Source organism: Roseobacter sp. SK209-2-6 (assembly GCF_000169455.1).
Taxonomy (GTDB): Bacteria; Pseudomonadota; Alphaproteobacteria; order Rhodobacterales; family Rhodobacteraceae; genus Pseudophaeobacter.
Genome location: NZ_AAYC01000017.1, coordinates 32,371 through 50,442 on the forward strand (window position 1 = coordinate 32,371; position 18,072 = coordinate 50,442).

The window sequence follows — 18,072 nt, forward strand, 5'->3', positions numbered from 1 at the left end:
CGCCCCCTCCAGGTTTTGCTTATTCTGCGGCTTTGTAGCCAGGTTCTTCTGATTTACCGCCAGTTGCAAAGAACTCTTTTGTCACTTTGAAGACAACTGGGCTCAGCAGTGCAAGGGCAATCAGGTTTGGCAGAGCCATCATCGCGTTCAGCGTGTCCGCCAGCAACCAGACAAAGCCGAGGTCAGCGGTCGCACCGAAGTAGATCGCAACGATCCATACCAAACGATAGGGCAGCATCACCTTCACGCCAAACAGGAATTCCATGCATTTCTCACCATAGTAGGACCAGCCCAGGATGGTGGTGAAGGCAAAGATCGACAGCGAGATGGCGATCAGGTATCCGCCAAAGCCGGGCAGCGAGGTCTCAAAGGCCAGCGAGGTCAGGGCCGCACCGGATTCACCCGAAGTCCAGGCACCCGAGGCGATGATCGCCAGACCGGTGATCGAGCAGACGATGATGGTGTCGATAAAGGTACCGAGCATCGCGATCAGGCCTTGGTTTACCGGACCTTTGGTCTCAGCAGCAGCATGTGCGATAGGCGCGGAACCCAGACCAGCTTCGTTCGAGAAGACGCCACGGGCCACACCAAAGCGGATCGCCGCCCAGACAGCCGCACCAGCAAAGCCACCTTCGGCAGCAGACGGTGTAAAGGCATGGGTGAAGACCAGGCTCAGCGCATTGCCCAGAGCATCAGCGTTGATCACCAGAACGATCAGACCGGCGATGATGTAGCTAACGGCCATGAAGGGCACCAGCTTACCAGCAACGTTACCGATGCGGGTAATACCCCCCAGAATAACGGCAGCAGTCAGAACCATCAGGGCGACGCCGGTAATGGAGGTATTGAGACCAAAGTTGGTTTCCAGAACCTGTGCCACGCCATTGGCCTGAACACCATTGCCGATACCAAAGGCCGCGATGGCGCCAAAGATAGCAAAGAGCACACCCAACCAGGCCCATTTGGCGCCGAGGCCGTTCTTGATATAATACATCGGACCACCGACGTAGTTGCCCTCTTCATCCTGCTCGCGGAATTTCACGGCGCAAACGGCTTCGGAGTATTTGGTGGCCATACCAACCAGCGCGGTCATCCACATCCAGAACAGAGCGCCCGGACCGCCGAGGAATACAGCGGTGGCAACACCAGCGATATTCCCGGTACCGATGGTGGCTGACAGCGCCGTCATCAGGGCGTTGAACGGGGTGATCTGACCTTCGCCAGAACCTTCGCGGCCCTTGAACAGCAGACCAAAGCCCATGCCCAGTTTCAGGATCGGCATCAGTTTCAGGCCGACCTGCAGGAACAGGCCAACGCCGAGGATGATGACCAGCATAGGCGGCCCCCAGACGACTCCGTTCACCCATCCTACAAAATTACTTAACGCTTCCATGGTTTCCCTCCCAATGCGTTAGGTTTCATACACTCTCAGCCAGAGCCCGATCCCGGGCCTCTTTGAGAGCGGCAAAATCTTCGTCCGCGTGGAACGAGGAGCGAGTCAGCGCTGTAGCTGACACACCCAGAAAACCCTTGTTGCGGGCAATCTGTTCCAGTTGTTCGAATTCCTCCGGCGACCAGAAACGGTCGATCGGGTGATGCTTCGGCGTGGGCTGCAGGTATTGGCCCACGGTCAGAAAATCGACATTCGCGGCGCGCAGGTCATCCATCACCTGGCGCACGTCTGACATGCTCTCACCCAGGCCAACCATCAGGCCGGATTTGGTAAAGAGCGAAGGATTGGCGCGCTTGGCATCATCCAGCAGGCGCAGCGATGTGTAGTAGCGCGCGCCGGGACGCACAGTGGCGTAGAGATGCGGCACGGTTTCCAGATTGTGGTTGAACACATCGGGTGCGGCCTCAAAGACGACCTCTGCCGCATCGCCCTTGCCCAGGAAATCCGGTGTGAGGACTTCGACAGTTGTGCCAGGATTCTGGTGGCGCACTGCGCGGATTGTCTGGGCGATATGCCCGGCGCCGCCATCCTCCAGATCGTCCCGATCCACCGAGGTGATCACCACATGGCGCAGGCCCAGTTTCTTGACCGCCTGAGCCACGCGGCCGGGTTCAAAAACATCCAGCGCGTCGGGGCGACCGGTGGTCACGTTGCAGAAGGAACAGCCGCGGGTGCAGATCTCGCCCATGATCATCATGGTGGCATGGCGCTTGGACCAGCATTCACCGATGTTTGGGCAGGCCGCCTCTTCGCAGACCGTGGAGAGGTCATTGTCCCGCATCAGACGCCGGGTTTCGTAATACTCGGCGCTTTCGATCTTCTTTTTACGGATCCACTTTGGTTTGCGCGGGATCACGCTATCAGGCTTTTTGGCTTTCTCGGGATGGCGCGGCCGCAGCTGGATGGTCATCTGGCTTCCCTCCCGGATCAGGCGTGAATGGCGCGGCCCAGCGCGTCCAGGCAGGCTTCCTTGACCGCTTCGCCCAGTGCCGGGTGGGCGTGGCAAGTCTCAGCCACTTCTTTCACCGTGATGCCCTTGGCCATGGCCAGAACCAGCTCCGACAGGAGGTCGCCGCCATGGGCACCGCAGACATGGGCGCCGAGGATCTTGCCTGCGGGATCGGCCAGGACCTTCACCGCACCATCGGTTTCGCCAGAGGCACGGGCGCGGGAGTTGGCCATGAAGGTGAATTTGCCGACGCTGTATTCAGTGCAGGCTTCCTTCAGCGCCTCCTCGGTCAAGCCAACCGAGGCTACTTCCGGATCGGTGTAAACCACGCCCGGAACACAGTTGTAATCCACGTGACCCGCCTCACCGGCGATCATCTCGACACAAGCAACCCCGTCTTCCTCGGCCTTATGGGCCAGCATCGGGCCAGGCACACAGTCGCCAATGGCAAAGATGCCGGGAACAGAGGTCTGGAAGGTCTCGTCCACTTCGATCACGCCGCGCGCGGTCATCGAAATACCCAGCTCTTCCAGCCCTAAGCCGCGGGTGACGGGGCGGCGGCCAATGGCGATCAGCACCTTTTCCGCTTCGATCTGTTCGACCTTGTCTTTGCCAACCCGTTCCAGGGTCAGGTTCAGGCCTGCCTCTGTCTTTTCTATACTCTTCAGCGCCCGGCCCAACTGGAACTTCATGCCCTTTTTGCTGAGCGCGCGCTGAGACAGTTTGGCGATTTCTCCGTCGATGCCAGGCAGCACCCGGTCCAGATATTCGACAACTGTCACCTTTGCGCCAAGGCGTGACCAGACCTGACCGAGTTCAAGGCCGATCACGCCGGCACCAACCACCACCAGATGCTCTGGCACGGAGGTGAGTGCCAATGCGCCGGTGCTGGTCAGCACGTCCACCTCATCGATCTCTACGCCAGGGAGGGGCGTGGGTTCGGATCCGGTGGCAATGATAATGTTCTTGGTCTCAAGCAGCTCTTCGCCCACTTGAACCTGGCCAGGAGCCGGAATGCTGGCCCAGCCCTCGATCAACTCAACGCCGTTTTTCTTGAACAGGAAGGCGATGCCTTTGGTCAGGTCGCCAACCACCTTGTCCTTGCGCGCCATCATTGCGGGCACATCCACAGAAGCGCCCTCAACGGAAACACCATGAGCTGCCAGGTGCGACAATTCTGCAAACTTGCCCGAGGAGGTCAGCAAAGCCTTGGAAGGGATGCAGCCAACATTGAGGCAAGTGCCGCCCAGCGCGCCGCGGCCTTCAACGCAGGCCACCTTCAATCCCAGCTGCGCCGCCCGGATCGCTGCGACATAACCGCCAGGCCCGCCGCCAATTACAATCAGATCATAGTTTTCCATGTCGCCAGCCCCTGAGAATGCGCCGCATATTGATCTTGCATGCTGCCGTATACGGCATTTCGTCCCCTATAGGAAACTTTTTCCCCTTAATCAACAAAAGTAGTTGTGAGGAAATTTTGACTGCAAAATATATCAAAGCTAAGCTGTTTGAGTAACAGAGGAAAACGCAGCGATGGAACCGGTAATCACAGAGGAAACAGGACTCGCACTGGAGGCCGCAGAGGCCCCGGACGGTGAAATCCTTGGAAAAATGATTCGCGATGCGCGTAAGGAAAAGGGCCTGACACTGGAAGAAGCGGCCAAGGCTGCAGCCATCGGGCGCTCGACCCTTTCCAAGATCGAGAACAACCAGACCCGGCCAAGTTTCGAGATCATCCGCCGCCTGATGCAGACACTTGAGCTGGAAACACCGCAGCTCTTTGTGCAATCCGCCCAAAGCAGTATTTCAGGCCGACGCGACTATACCCTGTCGGGGCGCGGCGAGCATCAGGAGACCAAGACCTACGATCATGAACTCCTGTGCACCGAACTTACCAGCAAGCGCATGCTGCCCTATATCAGCACCATCAAAGCCCGCGATGTCACCGAATATGACAGCTGGGTGCGTCACCGCGGCGAAGAGTTCATGTATGTAATCAGCGGCGATCTGGTTCTCTATACAGAACATTACCGCCCGCTAAAGATGACCTCCGGGGACTCCGTCTATTACGACAGCGGTATGGGCCATGGTTGCGTTTCCACCAGTGACGAAGACGCCAAGGTCCTCTGGGTCTCGCTAGAGCTCTGACACCGCCCCCGTCAGCACTGCACCCCTGGCAGGCGCTTTACTGAATGAGCCTCAGCCGAGACCTTCGACCAATGTGATACTGGCTTCGCAAGCGCCAACACGCTTGCTGCGCGCTTCTACATATTCCGGTGACTGATAGCAGGCCCGTGCCTCTTCCATCGAGCCGAACTCGATCACAACATGGCGCTGCCATGGGTCACCTTCCAAAGTCTCCGCCTCCACGCCCCTGGCCAGGAATTTAGCACCATGGGCCTGAAAAGCGGCAGGTGCCACGGCCTGATATCCGGCATAGGCTTGCGGGTCGGTGATGGTCACATGGGCGATCCAATAGGCCTTTGGCATAGTCAGCTTCCCTCTAGTGCTGCTTCTTTGTTTTCCGCGTCCAGCAACAGCCTTTCCGCAACTGCGGCGGCATCAGCGATATGGGCCTCAACTGCTGCCCGCGCCAGTGCAGGCTCCCCTGCCAGAATCGCAGCACAGATGGCTTGCATATGGCTGAGACCGGGTTGCTGCCGCTGCTGCGCTGCAAGAGTCATTGCCCGCAACCGGCTAATACGACCATTGAGGCGGTTCACTACCTCCCAGGCGATGTGATGGCCCGCTGCCTCAAAGATGACCTGATAGAACCCGGTCGAAGCCTTGAACAAAGCGCCCGCGCGCGTCTCGTCAAAAGCACCCTCCAATCGCGCGAGGGCCGCTGACAGATCCCGTTCCAGTTCAGCCCCCCCTTCAATTGCGCATTTCTCAGCACAGGCCATTGCCGCTGCACCTTCAAGCATGCGGCGGATTTCGTAGATCTGGCGGGCATCGTCGCGGCTTAGACGCGCCACAATCGGCCCACGGTTGGCCATGATTTCAACCAACCCCTCGGCTTCCAGATATCGAATCGTTTCTCGAATGACGGTGCGGCTGACTCCCAGCTGATCACAGAGCGGCCTCTCCACCAGTCGCTCCCCAGGCTCAAAAAGACCCGAGATGATCGCATCCCGCATCCTCTCCTGAACAATTTCTCTAAGAGTTGCAGGAGGTTGCTCGATTTTCAACTGTGCCAGATCTGAGTTTTTCATGGGCCATGCTTAACAGTGGCCCCTCGTTAAAACAACAAAATCTTGACTAATGAGATTATGGTATACCATAAGTCCAAGAAAGAAATCTCCTCTAACTCAGGTGCCCCCATGCCCGCAGAAATCCGCAAAACCCTGCTTCACATCGAAGAGACCCTGATCGAGGGCGGCAAGGCAGCGCCACAGCCGCTAAAAATGATTGCCGCCATCGCCGTGATCAAAAACCCCTGGGCGGGACGCGGATTTGTTGATGATCTGAAGCCAGAAATTCACGACTGCGCACCCGGACTAGGCGAGATGCTGACCAAGATGATCCTGGACGCAGCGGGCGGCGGCGCGGCTGTCGAAGGCTATGGTAAATCCGCTATTGTTGGTCTTGATGGAGAGGTCGAGCACGCCTCTGCCCTCATCCATACGCTGCGTTTTGGAAATCATTACCGTGAGGCCGTCGGCGCCAAGAGCTATCTGGCCTTCTGCAACACCCGTGGCCCGGCCAATGCGCCCCTGATGATCCCGCTGATGGACAAGAATGACGGCGGACGGCGCTCACATTATCTGACCATCCAGACTTCGGTAGCAGATGCCCCGGCGGCGGATGAGATCGTCATCGCACTGGGAGCTTCCATCGGTGGACGCCCGCATCACCGCATTGGCGACCGCTATCAGGACCTCAAGGATCTGGGCCATGATGTCGACAACCCTGCAGCTGTCTGAACCCTTCGGTACCCTCAGCTACCGCGAGGCCGGGAGCGGCGAGCCACTGGTACTGATCCACGGGGTCGGCATGCAAAGCGCTGCCTGGCATCCGCAGATCGAGGCGCTGTCGCGCAGCAACCGTGTGCTGGCACTGGACATGCCTGGCCATGGCGGCACATCGCCGCTGCCGCAGGGCTCCGATCTGCCCGATTATGTGGCCTGGCTGCATGCGGCCCTAACGGCTCTGGGCACAGGCCCGGTCAATCTGGCCGGTCACTCCATGGGGGCGCTGATTGCGGGCGGCTTTGCTGTGGAACACCCTGAGCTCCTGCGCCGTGTCGCCCTTTTGAACGGCGTCTTCCGCCGCGAAGCCCCGGCCCGCGCTGCTGTCGTCTCCCGCGCCGAAGAAATACAGACCGGGCAGATCGACCTGGAGACACCCCTGCAGCGCTGGTTCGGCAGTTCTGCCGCAGACCAGAAAGCCCAGCAGGAAGTTGCGGGATGGCTCTCCGAGGTGGACCTGGGCGGCTACGCTACCGCCTACCGGGCTTTTGCCCGTGGCGATGCCACCTATGCTGGCCGTTTTGGCGGCATTGCCTGCCCTTTGCTTGCCTTGACTGGGGAAGACGATCCGAACTCCACTCCAGCCATGGCCCAGGCGATGGCAGAGGCCGCTCCACGGGGCAGCGCCGTAGCCCTAACCGGACGCCATATGGTGAATTTGACCGCAGCTGATGCGGTCAACGACCACCTTTCACAATGGCTAAACCAGGCGGAACACATCGATCCCAAAGAACAGGAGGGCCACACCATGGCAAAGGATATGCAGACCTCTGACCCGCGCGCCCTGCGCGACGCCTTTGGAACCTTCATGACCGGTGTCACCGTTGTCACTACGCACGGCCTCGATGGCGCCCCGGTTGGTTTTACCGCCAATTCCTTTACCTCCGTGTCTCTGGACCCGCCTCTGGTGCTGGTCTGCCTCGCCAACAGCTCCCGCAATTATGAGGCCCTGACACAGGCGCCGGGCTTTGCAGTGAATATTCTGGCGGAAGGTCAGAAAGATATATCCAACACCTTTGCCCGCCCCTCCGAGGACCGCTTTGCCCAGGTGGATTGGCACCAGGGTCCGCATGGCGCGCCTGTGCTTGCCGGCACCTCTGCCTGGTTCGACTGCTCAATGCACAAGACCGTTCCGGCCGGCGACCATGTCATTCTGATCGGCAAGGTCGAAGCTTTTGACACCAGCACTGCGCCGGGTCTTGGCTATGCCCGTGGCGCCTATGTCACCCCTGCCGCCGAAGCCGAAGCCCTGGCCAAGGGGGCAAGGCTGGTTGTCTCTGCCCTGGTTGAGCGCAGCGGCGAGGTACTCTTGGTGGATGACGGCAATGGCGGGCTCACCTTGCCACAGATGGAAGTGGGCAGATCCGGTGCCTCTGCCGCCCTAACCCAGCTGATCGAGGCTTCGGGCCTCTCGGCGGATCCAGGGTTTATCTATTCAGTTTTTGAAGATGCTGCGCGCGAACACCAGCATATCTCGTTCTTGTGCCAAGCGGCTGAAGGCGCGCCCAAACAGGGCTGTTTTACCGCTCTGACGCCCTCCACCCTGATGGACATTGCCGACCCGGCCATGCGCATCATGCTGGAGCGTTTCGCAAAGGAAAGCCACATGGGCAATTACGGGGTCTATTTCGGAAACCAAATCAGCGGCAATGTCCGCAAGATCGTGTCAGGGAGTTGAACGGCATGAAATTTTCCTTGTTTGCGCATATGGAGCGGATTTCCCCCGAGGATGACCAGAAGCAGCTTTATGATGAATTCATCGAGCTGTGCAAAATCGCTGACCGGGGCGGCATGCATGCGGTCTGGACCGGTGAGCATCACGGGATGAACTTCACCATTTCACCCAACCCCTTCCTGAATCTCGTCGACGTGGCCCGCCACACGGAACACGTGCGCCTGGGCACCGGCACCGTGATTGCGCCTTTCTGGCATCCGATCCGGCTGGCCGGAGAAGCCGCTCTGACCGACATCATCACCGACGGACGCCTCGATCTGGGCATCGCGCGCGGGGCCTATTCCTTTGAATACGAACGCATGATGCCCGGCATGGACGCCTGGGAAGCGGGCCAACGGATGCGGGAGCTGATCCCGGCGGTGCAGCAGCTCTGGAAGGGCAACTACGCGCAAGAGGGGGAGTTTCATTCCTTCCCGGAGACCACCTCTTCTCCCAAACCTGTCCAGCAGGACGGCCCGCCGATCTGGGTCGCCGCCCGCGACCCCAACAGCCATGAATTTGCGGTTTCCAATGGCTGCAATGTGCAGGTGACGCCGCTCTGGCAGGGCGACGGCGAAATCAAAAGCCTGATGGAGCGTTTTACCTCCGCCTGCGCCAAATTTCCCGAGATGCCTCGCCCCAAGATCATGCTCTTGCAGCATACCTATGTGGCTGACAGTGCCGAGGATGTGAAACTGGCCGCAGAAGAACTGAACCGCTTCTACTGCTACTTTGGCGCCTGGTTCAAAAACGAACGCCCCGTCGATCAGGGGCTGATCCAGCCGCTGACAGAGGCGGAAATCGCTGCGCACCCTTTCTATAGCCCCGAAGCCATGGAGCGGGATCTGGTTATCGCCGAGCCTTCGGGGGTGATTGAAAGGCTGAAGAAATATGAAGCCCTGGGCTATGATGAATATTCATTCTGGATAGACTCCAGCATGAGTTTTGAGCGCAAGAAAGCCTCGCTGGAGCGCTTCATCAATGATGTCATGCCGGCCTTCGCATAAGGAATAACCATGCAGGATTTTCAGCAATATATCGGCGGCGCCTTCGAGGATGGCTGCGCCAGCTTCGACAGCCTCGATCCCGCAACCGGCAAATCCTGGGCGCGGATGCCTGCGGCCAGCGCGCAGGACGTGAACCGGGCCGTGCGGGCGGCGGAAGACGCCTTTTACGGCTCCGAATGGGCCAGCATGACGGCCAGCCTGCGCGGCAAGCTACTACTGCGCCTGGCAGACCTGGTGGCAGAGAACGCGCCGCGCCTGGCAGAGCTGGAAACCCGCGACACCGGCAAGATCATCCGCGAGACCTCAGCCCAGATCGCCTATGTGGCGGAATACTACCGCTACTACGCGGGCTTGGCGGATAAGATCGAAGGCGCGCATCTGCCAATCGACAAGCCGGACATGGAGGTCTGGCTGCGGCGAGAGCCCATTGGCGTCGTTGCCGCTGTGGTGCCCTGGAACTCGCAGCTGTTTCTGTCAGCGGTGAAAATCGGCCCGGCACTTGCGGCGGGCTGTACCGTGGTGCTGAAAGCCAGCGAAGAAGGCCCCGCCCCGATGCTGGAGTTTGCCCGGATCTTTGATCAGGCAGGCTTTCCTGCTGGCGTCCTGAATGTGATCACCGGCGGCCCGGAGGCGGGAGCGGCACTGACGGCCCACGAGAAAGTTGCCCATGTGGCCTTTACCGGTGGGCCGGAAACCGCTCGCCACATCGTGCGCAACTCGGCGGAAAACCTCGCGTCCACCTCGCTGGAGCTGGGCGGTAAATCGCCTTTCATCGTCTTTGAAGACGCCGACATTGAGAGCGCGGTGAACGCCCAGGTCTCCGGCATCTTTGCCGCCACCGGCCAAAGCTGTGTCGCAGGCTCGCGCCTGGTGGTTGCAAACTCGATCAAGGATCAGTTCCTGGCGCGGCTGAAGGAAAAGGCCGAAGCCGTGGTGATCGGCGCGCCGGACGATATGGCAACCGAAGTCGGGCCCCTTTGCACCAAGGCCCAGCGCGATCACGCGCTGGCCTTAATTGAAGCCTCGCAAGCGGCAGGCGCACGATTGGTGACGGGCGGCAAGGCCCTGGACAGGGAGGGGTTCTATTTCCCGCCCACCATCCTGGATTGTTCCGATGCGCCGGATGCGTCCTGTCTGAGCCAGGAATTCTTTGGTCCGGTGCTGTCGGTGGTCAGTTTCGACAGCGAAGAAGAGGCCCTGCGGATTGCCAATGACACCAAATTCGGCCTCGCCTCCGGTGTCTTCACCCAGAGCTTGACCCGCGCACACCGGATGATCCGGGGCATTCGCGCGGGCATCGTCTGGGTCAATACCTATCGGGCGGTTTCCCCCATTGCGCCCTTTGGCGGCCATGGTCTGTCTGGGCACGGGCGCGAAGGCGGGCTGCAGGCTGCTCTGGATTACACCAAGGTGAAGGCAGTCTGGCTGCGCACCTCAGATGACCCGATCCCGGATCCATTTGTCATGCGTTAATCAATCTGGGGCGAGTTAGGCCAAAGCTTTGGCGCGATAAAATTGCCATTGCGCATCCCTGCGCTTTGGTATCACCTTGAGAGCATGGTGGTTCACCACCGGTTCTCAAGGAGCATCAGAAATGTCCCCAACCCTTTTTCCGCGGCCAGAGCAATTGACGATCCCGGTCCATGGGGAAACGGCAGAATTCCCCGTGAACCGCATTTTTTGCGTTGGGCGCAATTATGCGGCCCATGCAGCGGAGATGGGCGTTGAGGTGGATCGCGAAGCACCTTTCTACTTCACCAAATCAGCGGCCAATGCAGTCCTTACCGGCTGTGAGGTTCCCTACCCACCGGGGACAGAGAATTTTCACTATGAGATGGAACTGGCCCTGGCAATTGGCGCCAGTGCTTTTCGCGCCAGCCCAGAGGAGGCACGCGCGGCGATATATGGCTACGGCTGTGCGCTGGACATGACCCGACGCGATTTGCAGATCCGTGAGCGCCAAAAGCAGCGCCCTTGGGATTTGGGAAAGGATCTGGAACAGGGAACCGTGTTAGCGCCTTTTACCAAGGCCAGTGACTGGGGGCCTGTTGCTGAACAACCTATCTGGCTGGAATTGGACGGTGAGATCAAACAGGACGCGACACTGGCTGAACTGATCTGGAGCTGTGAAGAAATCATCTGCCACCTCTCTTGCTATTACCATCTGCAACCTGGCGACATCATCTTGACAGGTACACCCGCCGGAGTTGGGCCAATTCTGGCAGGACAAAGCATCAAAGGGGGAATTGAAGGTCTGACCTCGGTCTCACTGAAACTCTGCAAAGAGTGAGGTGATCAAATCCGGGGTGGCGATAGCGTTCGAATGCGTCAACCACGGGTTCCATGCGTCCATTCGCAATCTCATTTTCGCACTGCATAGTGGCATGACGTCGCAGATATAGCCCCGGCATTTGGTCATCCAGGAACGCGCAACAGGGACGTCACCTAGCGAAAAACTATGGAACATGTTAACAATAGCGTCACATTCTCGCAGTTTTGAAATGCGAGCACTATGGAGAACCGATCACGCGACTTGAATTGCCATCTTCTGGTTAGGCCAACGGGGATTGCTATTCACAGCTCTTAATGTTGGAATGTATCAAAGCGCGACGCAGATTCTGCCTTTCTGTAACATCAAACCCTTATGCCAAGATTCCGATCCCGGCATTTCATGAGTAAAAAATGTATGATCTGCCATTGATAGTTACAAATGCACCCAATAGCAGAGACTGAAAGGTTCGATTATTGAACCGATCAAGCCAGATCGGGTCAGAAACAAAAAAGAAAGCACCGCAGTGCGCAATATTAGTTTGCGCCCCTGTTGGTAGGACAAACGAAGGTCAAAGGGAGGAAACACATGACCACGCGTAGAAAGCTTCTTGGAGCCGCAGGCGCAGCAGCCATCGCAACGCTCTGCGCCACGCAGGCCTTTGCCGAGGACGTTACACTGAAACTGCACCAGTTCCTGCCAGCGCAGGCCAATGTGCCAAAGCTGATTCTGGACGTTTGGGCGGATAAGGTCGAAGCCTCCTCGAACGGTGAGATCAAGATTGACCGCTATCCTTCGATGCAGCTGGGCGGCAAGCCACCAGAGCTTCTGGATCAGGCAATGGATGGCGTTGCGGATATCGTCTGGACCGTTGTTGGCTATACCCCCGGTCGTTTCCCATCGACCGAAGTCTTTGAACTGCCCTTTATGATGACCAATGCGCGTGCCACATCGCATGCTTATTGGGAAATGTTCGACAAACACATGAAGGACACCGAGTTCAAGGATGTGAAAATCCTGGGCACCTGGGTACACGGCCCTGGCATGATCCATACCGCTGACCCGATTGAGTCCCCAGCCGACCTGCAGGGCGTTAAGATCCGCGGTGGTGGCCGTTCGGTAAACGCGCTTCTGACAGAGCTGGGTGCCACCCCAGTTGGCATGCCCGTTCCTGCGATCCCGGAAAGCCTCTCCAAAGGTGTGATTGATGGCACCACCATCCCTTGGGAAGTGACCGCTGCCCTGAAAGTGCCGGAGCTGGTCGAAAACCACACCGAGTTTACCGGCAAGGCGCTTTACACGCTGACCTTTGTTCTGGCGATGAACAAAGAGCGCTATGAAAGCCTGAGCGACGCCCAGCGCGCTGCGATCGATGAAAACTCTGGCCTGGAGTTCTCTGTCTTTGCGGGCGGCACCATGGAAGATTCCGATGGTCCTTCGCGTGAAATGGCACTGGATAACGGCAACAATGTTATCACCTTGGACGAAAGCCAGACTGCCGAATGGCGCAAGCTGTCCCAGCCCGTCTATGACAATTGGCTGGCGGATATGTCTGAAAAAGGCATCGATGGCCAAGCCTTGCTGGAAGAAGCGACTCAGCTGATCGAAAAATACACACCGCAATACGCGAACTAAGCTGTATGACTGTCAGAGGGCCGCGGCATTCTCCGTGCCGCGGCCCTTTGCACGCAAAAAAAGGTACTCACCATGCACAAGCTCATGTCGGGACTGGCCAGAAGCATGGCCATCTTGGGCGGTATGGTCCTCTCTCTTCTCATCATTATGACTTGCTTATCGATCGTTGGGCGCCTGCTGAATGGCGCCTTTCACAGCGATCTGATGAGCAGCCTTGCACCAGAGTTCTCTGGCTGGATGGTGACTTGGGTTGGACCGATCAATGGCGATTTCGAACTGGTTGAAGCCGGTGTCGCCTTTGCCATCTTCGCCTTTCTTCCGCTCTGTCAGATTACAGCGGGCCATGCCTCTGTCGATGTCGTGGCCAATAGTTTTTCGCGCGGGGTAAAGCGGTTCCTGCGCATGGTGACCGAAATTGTCTTTGCCTTGGCCCTGGTGCTGATCGCCTGGCGCTTGGCCGAAGGCACAATCAGCAAATTTGGCAATGGTGAAACCTCCTTCCTTCTGGAGTTCCCGGTCTGGTGGGCCTTTGCCGCCAGCCTGGTGGGCGCCATCATCGCCGCCATTGTCGGCATCTATATGGGCGCGGTGCGCACCTATGAATTCTTTACCGGCCGGATCCAGATCTGGGACGGCGTGGAGGGCGAACAGTGAGCGCGCTTGAAATCGGAATTGCTTCTTTCCCCATTCTGATGGGACTGATCTTCCTCAGGGTGCCGATTGGGCTCTCGATGTTCCTGGTGGGCCTAGGCGGGTTGATCATCGTCACCGATGGCACCCAGGTGGCCTTTGGCCGCCTCAAGAGTGAGACCTACACAACCTTTTCCTCCTATTCGCTGACCATCGTGCCGATGTTCCTCCTGATGGGGCATTTTGCAACGCTGGGCGGCATGTCCTCGGCCCTGTTCAAGGCCGCTGAGGGCTTTCTGGGCCATAAAAAGGGCGGGGTTGCCATGGCCGCCATCGGCGCCTGCGCAGGCTTTGGCGCCATCTGCGGGTCTTCTCTGGCGACCGCTGCCACCATGGGCCGGGTCGCCCTGCCCGAGCTGAAGCAATATGGCTATGCGGGCGGTTTCTCGACCGCGACGCTGGCGGCTGGCGGCACCCTTGGCATCCTGATCCCACCCTCGGTGGTGCTGGTGATCTATGCCATCCTGACTGAACAGAATATCGCTAAGCTGTTCCTGGCGGCCTTTATCCCCGGCCTATTGGCAGCCCTTGGCTATGTCATCGTGGTCTCCATCTACGTGCGCCTCTACCCCAAGGCGGCAGGCACCCGCCCGGCCATCCCCTGGTCCGAACGGTTCGGCAATCTGGTCAAGGTCTGGCCTGTACTCCTGGTTTTTGGCCTGGTTGTGGGCGGCATCTATCTGGGCTGGTTTACCCCCACCGAAGGTGCAGCCGTCGGGGCCTTTGGCACCGGCTTCATCGCCTGGATGAATGGCGGCCTGGACCGCGAGAATCTGGTCGACAGCTTCATGGTCACCGCCCGCTCCACTGCGATGATCTTCTTCATCGTATTGGGCGCCGGGTTCTACAACGGTTTCCTGGCCCTCACCAAGGTGCCGCAGGAGCTGGCGGATTTCGTGGTCAGCCAGGGCTTTAGCCCCTGGGTGGTGCTGGCGTTGATCCTCGCCTTCTATCTGGTCTTTGGTTGCCTGATGGATTCGCTCTCGATGATCCTACTGACCATTCCGATCTTCTTCCCGGTGATTTCAGTCATGGACTTTGGCCTCTTGTCCCTGGTCGATATGCAGGCAGACGCCGCAATGGAAGTTCTGCGCAATGGCGTGCCCGAAGGTATGGGAGCGGAGATGCTCGCATCCATTCAGGAGAGCATCGCCAATGGGGTAGAGCTGACCCGCGAGCAGATGAAGGAGCTGGGCATTCGGGTGACCGAAGGCCGGGTGAACCGGATTGAGGCCGAATATGTCGCCATCTGGTTCGGCATTCTGGTGCTGATCGTGGTTGAGGTTGGCTTGATCACCCCGCCGGTGGGAATGAACCTCTTCATCATCAACGCCATGGATCGCAAGACCAAGATGGTCGACACCTATAAGGCCGTGATGTTCTTTGTCGCCTCCGACATCATCCGGGTGATTATCCTGGTGCTCTTCCCGATCATCACGCTCTTACCTTTGATGCTGCTGCACTAGTCTTGCGGCCTGACAAATCAAACCCCGCTCGCCTCGCCGAGCGGGGTTTTTCCTTTCTGTCCCACCGCTATACTGCCTAGAAATCACAAAGGACCTAGGATGCCGGACCACGACAAAAGCAGATTTGTACACCAGATCCGGGTTGGTTGGGGCCACTGCGACCCGGCACAGATCGCCTATACTGGCCACCTGCCCGCATTCGCACTGGAAGCCATCGATGCTTGGTGGGAGCACCACCTTGACGGCGATGGCTGGTACCAGATGGAACTGGACCGGGGCACCGGCACTCCCTTTGTCTCCATGAGCCTGGAATTCCGCAGTCCGGTCACTCCGCGGTACAGGCTCGACTGTGAGGTCTGGCCCTGTGCCATCGGCAATAAATCCGTCACCTTCCGGGTGGATGCCCTCCAGAACGGCACCCTGTGCTTTGAGGGCAAATTCACCTGCGTCTTTATTGACCCGGCTGAGTTCAAGGCCCGCCCTGCGCCGGAGGATTACCGCGCCATTGTTGAGGCAAACCTGCGGCCGGAATAGAACCCGTTTTGTTACAGAGGGCAGCGCCCGAGCCTGGGCGGGTGCGAAAGCGCCCTCCCATGGGGAGGGTCGGGCGCTGCCCGGCCTTGCGGCCGGGGAAAAGGACTTTGGCACCCCGTCAAGCCGGCTCTCTCAGCCACTCATCCGCCAGGTCCACTTCAGCCAGTCCGGCAAAGCGTGCCACCCGCTCCAGCTCTGCCTCCAGCCGCTTGATCCGGGCAGGTGAAAACTTCACCCCGCGTTCGGGCCACAGCGCTGTCACCCGCAACAGATCCGCATTGCGATCGGCCTTCATGTCGATCCGACCAACCATGCGCTGCCCCTCGATCAGGGGAAATACATAATAGCCGTATTTCCGTTTGGGCGCCGGGGTGAAGACCTCGATCCGGTAGTGAAAGCCAAAGAGCCGCTCTGCCCGCTTGCGATCCCTGAGCATCGGATCAAAAGGGCTAAGCACCCGCATCCGCCCCGGAGCCGTGCCCAGGTCCGCCGCCTGTTCCACTACATCAGGTCGCGCAAAATGCTTGCGCAGAGAACCATCAGCGGCTTCCACCTCGATTTCGATCAACTCCCCCCGTCCCAGCGCATCGCGGCACCAATCACGTGCCTCCGCAGCCGAGGCCGTATCCCAGAACGCAGCCAACTCGCCTGAGGTGGCAAACCCAAGCCGGTCCAGCGCCGCATTGCATAGCCAGTCCACCGTGGCTGCTGGGTCAAGCGTTTCATGCGGAGGCCGCAGCACCTCTTCGATCACCCGCTCTGTCAGATCATAGCGTTTCTGAAATCCCGTCCGACCAACAACGGTGAGCGCACCTTTGCGCCAGAGGTACTCCAGGGCGGTTTTGGACGGGTGCCAATCCCACCAACCTCCGGAGCCCTTCTTTTCGCCCTTGCCCACATCGGAGGAACTAACAGGCCCATGGTCGCGCACATGCGTCAGCACTGTCTCGAATTGCTGCTCAAACCCATCCCGGCGCCAATTGCGCCAGCGTTTGCGAAGCAAGGCCTCGTCGCGCTGAAACCGCAAATGCCATCGCGGGTAAAACTCCATCGGGATCATCGCCGCATCATGGGTCCAATGCTCAAACAGGGTATCGCCCTGGTCATAGAGACTGGTCAGGTGCTTGGGCCGGTAGCTGGGGCGGCGCGCATAAAGGATCACATCATGGGCGCGAGCTACGGTATTGATACTGTCCAGCTGCACAAATCCCAGCCGGGAGATCAAGTCCAGCAGATCCGCCCCCTTGGCCGGCCCGCTTGGAGCTTCCAGCAGCGCGTGACGATCCATGAAAAGCCGCCGCGCCAGACCGTTTTCCAGACGCGGCAGCGCCATCAGCGGCGCTTCAGTGTATCGCCAAAGGAGATTGTGGGTGTCAGGCTCACATGTTTCTCCAGCTCGACCTCGGGGTCATCCAGCTGGGCGGCAATGATCTCCGCCGCCTTGCGCCCAATTTCCTGGCGGCAAGCGTCCATTGTGGCCAATTTGCGCGGCAACCCCTGCAGCAGTTCAACCCCGTTGAAGCCGGCAAGACCAATCTGGCCAGGCACATCAATGCCTTGATCCATCAGATACAAAAGCCCGCCAGCGCCAATCATATCATTGGAGTAATAGAGGAAATCCAGCTCCGGCGAGCGCTCCAGCATTTCCTGAGTCATCTCGCGCCCCTTGGCCAGAGCAGAGCCACCGGAATAGAAAGCACGATCCTCGATCTCGACACCCTCTTTCGCCAACGCTTCGGTGAACCCTTCAAAGCGTTTGCGCGCTCGGTGATCGAGCGGCATCTTGGTCCCCATGAAACCGATATGACGGTAACCCGCTTTGAGGATCGCCTTGGCCATCTCACGGCCCGCACGGCGGTGAGAAATCCCGACCATGGCATCCACCGGCTTGCCATCGGTATCCATGATCTCAACCACCGGAATGCCAGCTGCATTCAGCATAGCGCGCGCCGCCTCTGTATGCTCAAGCCCGGCAATGATCACGCCAGAAGGCCGCCAGGAAAGCATCTCATAGAGAACTTTCTCTTCTTTTTCAGGCTGATAGTCTGTAACACCGACAACCGGCTGCAACTCAGTGTTTTCCAGAACCCGGTTGATACCGGTCAGCACCTCGGGAAAAACCATATTGGAAAGCGACGGGATAATCACCGCGACCAGATTTACCCGGCTGGAGGCCAAGGCCCCGGCAATCTTATTGGGCACATAGCCCAGTTCCTTGGCGGCCGTCAGAACTTTGACGCGGGTCTTCTCAGACACGTCTCCGCGGTTACGCAAAACGCGGCTCACCGTCATTTCAGAAACACCAGTGGCATCAGAGACATCGCGAAGGGTGAGCGGGCGCTTGTTATCCGTGGTCACGTTCTATGGCCTTTTATTTTCTGCTG

At 58.8% G+C, this 18,072-nt stretch carries 17 protein-coding genes; 10 read left to right on the forward strand and 7 right to left on the reverse strand.

From position 1 onward, the window contains the following. Positions 1-19: 19 nt before the first annotated feature. Genes RSK20926_RS19900 through lpdA form a run of 3 tightly spaced genes read right to left on the reverse strand, consistent with a single transcriptional unit; the run spans position 20 to position 3,763 of the window. Positions 20-1,393 carry an alanine/glycine:cation symporter family protein gene (locus RSK20926_RS19900; protein ID WP_037255985.1) on the reverse strand — a complete coding sequence of 458 codons (1,374 nt, stop codon included), beginning with the start codon at positions 1,391-1,393 and terminating at the stop codon, positions 20-22. Positions 1,394-1,418: 25 nt separating this feature from the next. After that, positions 1,419-2,363: a lipoyl synthase gene (lipA, locus tag RSK20926_RS19905; protein ID WP_008209510.1), complete on the reverse strand. Its 945-nt coding sequence runs from the start codon at positions 2,361-2,363 to the stop codon at positions 1,419-1,421. A 17-nt stretch (positions 2,364-2,380) separates the two neighbouring features. Beyond that, positions 2,381-3,763, reverse strand: a complete 1,383-nt coding sequence (lpdA, locus tag RSK20926_RS19910; RefSeq protein WP_008209511.1) for a dihydrolipoyl dehydrogenase — start codon at positions 3,761-3,763, stop codon at positions 2,381-2,383. A gap of 172 nt (positions 3,764-3,935) precedes the next feature. Here lpdA and RSK20926_RS19915 point away from each other — a divergent pair, with 172 nt between their 5' ends. Beyond that, entirely contained in the window at positions 3,936-4,550 is a 615-nt protein-coding gene (locus RSK20926_RS19915) for a helix-turn-helix domain-containing protein (RefSeq protein ID WP_008209512.1), read from the forward strand. A 51-nt stretch (positions 4,551-4,601) separates the two neighbouring features. Here the strand turns inward: RSK20926_RS19915 and RSK20926_RS19920 are convergent, their stop codons facing one another. Beyond that, complete coding sequence (locus RSK20926_RS19920; protein WP_008209513.1) at positions 4,602-4,892, reverse strand: DUF1330 domain-containing protein; 291 nt, start codon at positions 4,890-4,892, stop codon at positions 4,602-4,604. Positions 4,893-4,894: 2 nt separating this feature from the next. Then, on the reverse strand, positions 4,895-5,617 hold the full coding sequence (locus RSK20926_RS19925; RefSeq protein ID WP_008209514.1) for a GntR family transcriptional regulator: 723 nt from the start codon (positions 5,615-5,617) through the stop codon (positions 4,895-4,897). 108 nt (positions 5,618-5,725) lie between these two features. Here RSK20926_RS19925 and RSK20926_RS19930 point away from each other — a divergent pair, with 108 nt between their 5' ends. From RSK20926_RS19930 to RSK20926_RS19970, 9 genes are all read left to right on the forward strand, one after another. Continuing rightward, positions 5,726-6,328: an amino acid synthesis family protein gene (locus RSK20926_RS19930; protein ID WP_008209516.1), complete on the forward strand. Its 603-nt coding sequence runs from the start codon at positions 5,726-5,728 to the stop codon at positions 6,326-6,328. After that, on the forward strand, positions 6,300-8,051 hold the full coding sequence (locus tag RSK20926_RS22615) for an alpha/beta fold hydrolase (RefSeq protein ID WP_157133190.1): 1,752 nt from the start codon (positions 6,300-6,302) through the stop codon (positions 8,049-8,051). Before RSK20926_RS19930 ends, RSK20926_RS22615 begins: the two co-directional genes overlap by 29 nt. A gap of 5 nt (positions 8,052-8,056) precedes the next feature. Next, the gene (locus tag RSK20926_RS19940) at positions 8,057-9,094 is read left to right on the forward strand and encodes an LLM class flavin-dependent oxidoreductase (RefSeq protein ID WP_008209519.1); all 1,038 of its coding nucleotides are present in this window, start codon (positions 8,057-8,059) and stop codon (positions 9,092-9,094) included. Between the two features lie 9 nt (positions 9,095-9,103). Further along, on the forward strand, positions 9,104-10,567 hold the full coding sequence (locus tag RSK20926_RS19945) for an aldehyde dehydrogenase (RefSeq protein WP_008209520.1): 1,464 nt from the start codon (positions 9,104-9,106) through the stop codon (positions 10,565-10,567). Between the two features lie 121 nt (positions 10,568-10,688). Beyond that, complete coding sequence (locus tag RSK20926_RS19950) at positions 10,689-11,384, forward strand: fumarylacetoacetate hydrolase family protein (protein ID WP_008209521.1); 696 nt, start codon at positions 10,689-10,691, stop codon at positions 11,382-11,384. A gap of 567 nt (positions 11,385-11,951) precedes the next feature. After that, positions 11,952-12,998, forward strand: a complete 1,047-nt coding sequence (locus tag RSK20926_RS19955; protein ID WP_008209522.1) for a TRAP transporter substrate-binding protein — start codon at positions 11,952-11,954, stop codon at positions 12,996-12,998. 72 nt (positions 12,999-13,070) lie between these two features. Continuing rightward, positions 13,071-13,652 (forward strand): TRAP transporter small permease, encoded by a 582-nt coding sequence (locus RSK20926_RS19960; RefSeq protein WP_037255989.1) that lies wholly within the window; start codon positions 13,071-13,073, stop codon positions 13,650-13,652. Continuing rightward, positions 13,649-15,154 (forward strand): TRAP transporter large permease, encoded by a 1,506-nt coding sequence (locus RSK20926_RS19965; RefSeq protein WP_008209524.1) that lies wholly within the window; start codon positions 13,649-13,651, stop codon positions 15,152-15,154. Before RSK20926_RS19960 ends, RSK20926_RS19965 begins: the two co-directional genes overlap by 4 nt. A 99-nt stretch (positions 15,155-15,253) precedes the next feature. Continuing rightward, positions 15,254-15,688 carry an acyl-CoA thioesterase gene (locus tag RSK20926_RS19970; RefSeq protein ID WP_008209525.1) on the forward strand — a complete coding sequence of 145 codons (435 nt, stop codon included), beginning with the start codon at positions 15,254-15,256 and terminating at the stop codon, positions 15,686-15,688. A gap of 118 nt (positions 15,689-15,806) precedes the next feature. Here RSK20926_RS19970 and RSK20926_RS19975 read toward each other — a convergent pair whose 3' ends face one another. Both RSK20926_RS19975 and RSK20926_RS19980 read right to left on the reverse strand, forming a co-directional pair. Further along, positions 15,807-17,021 carry a winged helix-turn-helix domain-containing protein gene (locus RSK20926_RS19975; protein ID WP_008209527.1) on the reverse strand — a complete coding sequence of 405 codons (1,215 nt, stop codon included), beginning with the start codon at positions 17,019-17,021 and terminating at the stop codon, positions 15,807-15,809. Then, a complete protein-coding gene (locus RSK20926_RS19980) occupies positions 17,021-18,046 on the reverse strand; it encodes a LacI family DNA-binding transcriptional regulator (RefSeq protein ID WP_008209529.1) in 1,026 nt (341 codons plus the stop codon). Before RSK20926_RS19980 ends, RSK20926_RS19975 begins: the two co-directional genes overlap by 1 nt. Between the last annotated feature and the right edge of the window lie 26 nt (positions 18,047-18,072).

Bases quoted from the DNA above. Each gene is read 5' to 3' on its own strand.
- RSK20926_RS19900 (WP_037255985.1), bottom strand. From the start codon at position 1,393: ATGGAAGCGTTAAGTAATTTTGTAGGATGGGTGAACGGAGTCGTCTGG.
- lipA (WP_008209510.1), bottom strand. From the start codon at position 2,363: ATGACCATCCAGCTGCGGCCGCGCCATCCCGAGAAAGCCAAAAAGCCT.
- lpdA (WP_008209511.1), bottom strand. From the start codon at position 3,763: ATGGAAAACTATGATCTGATTGTAATTGGCGGCGGGCCTGGCGGTTAT.
- RSK20926_RS19915 (WP_008209512.1), top strand. From the start codon at position 3,936: ATGGAACCGGTAATCACAGAGGAAACAGGACTCGCACTGGAGGCCGCA.
- RSK20926_RS19920 (WP_008209513.1), bottom strand. From the start codon at position 4,892: ATGCCAAAGGCCTATTGGATCGCCCATGTGACCATCACCGACCCGCAA.
- RSK20926_RS19925 (WP_008209514.1), bottom strand. From the start codon at position 5,617: ATGAAAAACTCAGATCTGGCACAGTTGAAAATCGAGCAACCTCCTGCA.
- RSK20926_RS19930 (WP_008209516.1), top strand. From the start codon at position 5,726: ATGCCCGCAGAAATCCGCAAAACCCTGCTTCACATCGAAGAGACCCTG.
- RSK20926_RS22615 (WP_157133190.1), top strand. From the start codon at position 6,300: ATGATGTCGACAACCCTGCAGCTGTCTGAACCCTTCGGTACCCTCAGC.
- RSK20926_RS19940 (WP_008209519.1), top strand. From the start codon at position 8,057: ATGAAATTTTCCTTGTTTGCGCATATGGAGCGGATTTCCCCCGAGGAT.
- RSK20926_RS19945 (WP_008209520.1), top strand. From the start codon at position 9,104: ATGCAGGATTTTCAGCAATATATCGGCGGCGCCTTCGAGGATGGCTGC.
- RSK20926_RS19950 (WP_008209521.1), top strand. From the start codon at position 10,689: ATGTCCCCAACCCTTTTTCCGCGGCCAGAGCAATTGACGATCCCGGTC.
- RSK20926_RS19955 (WP_008209522.1), top strand. From the start codon at position 11,952: ATGACCACGCGTAGAAAGCTTCTTGGAGCCGCAGGCGCAGCAGCCATC.
- RSK20926_RS19960 (WP_037255989.1), top strand. From the start codon at position 13,071: ATGCACAAGCTCATGTCGGGACTGGCCAGAAGCATGGCCATCTTGGGC.
- RSK20926_RS19970 (WP_008209525.1), top strand. From the start codon at position 15,254: ATGCCGGACCACGACAAAAGCAGATTTGTACACCAGATCCGGGTTGGT.
- RSK20926_RS19975 (WP_008209527.1), bottom strand. From the start codon at position 17,021: ATGGCGCTGCCGCGTCTGGAAAACGGTCTGGCGCGGCGGCTTTTCATG.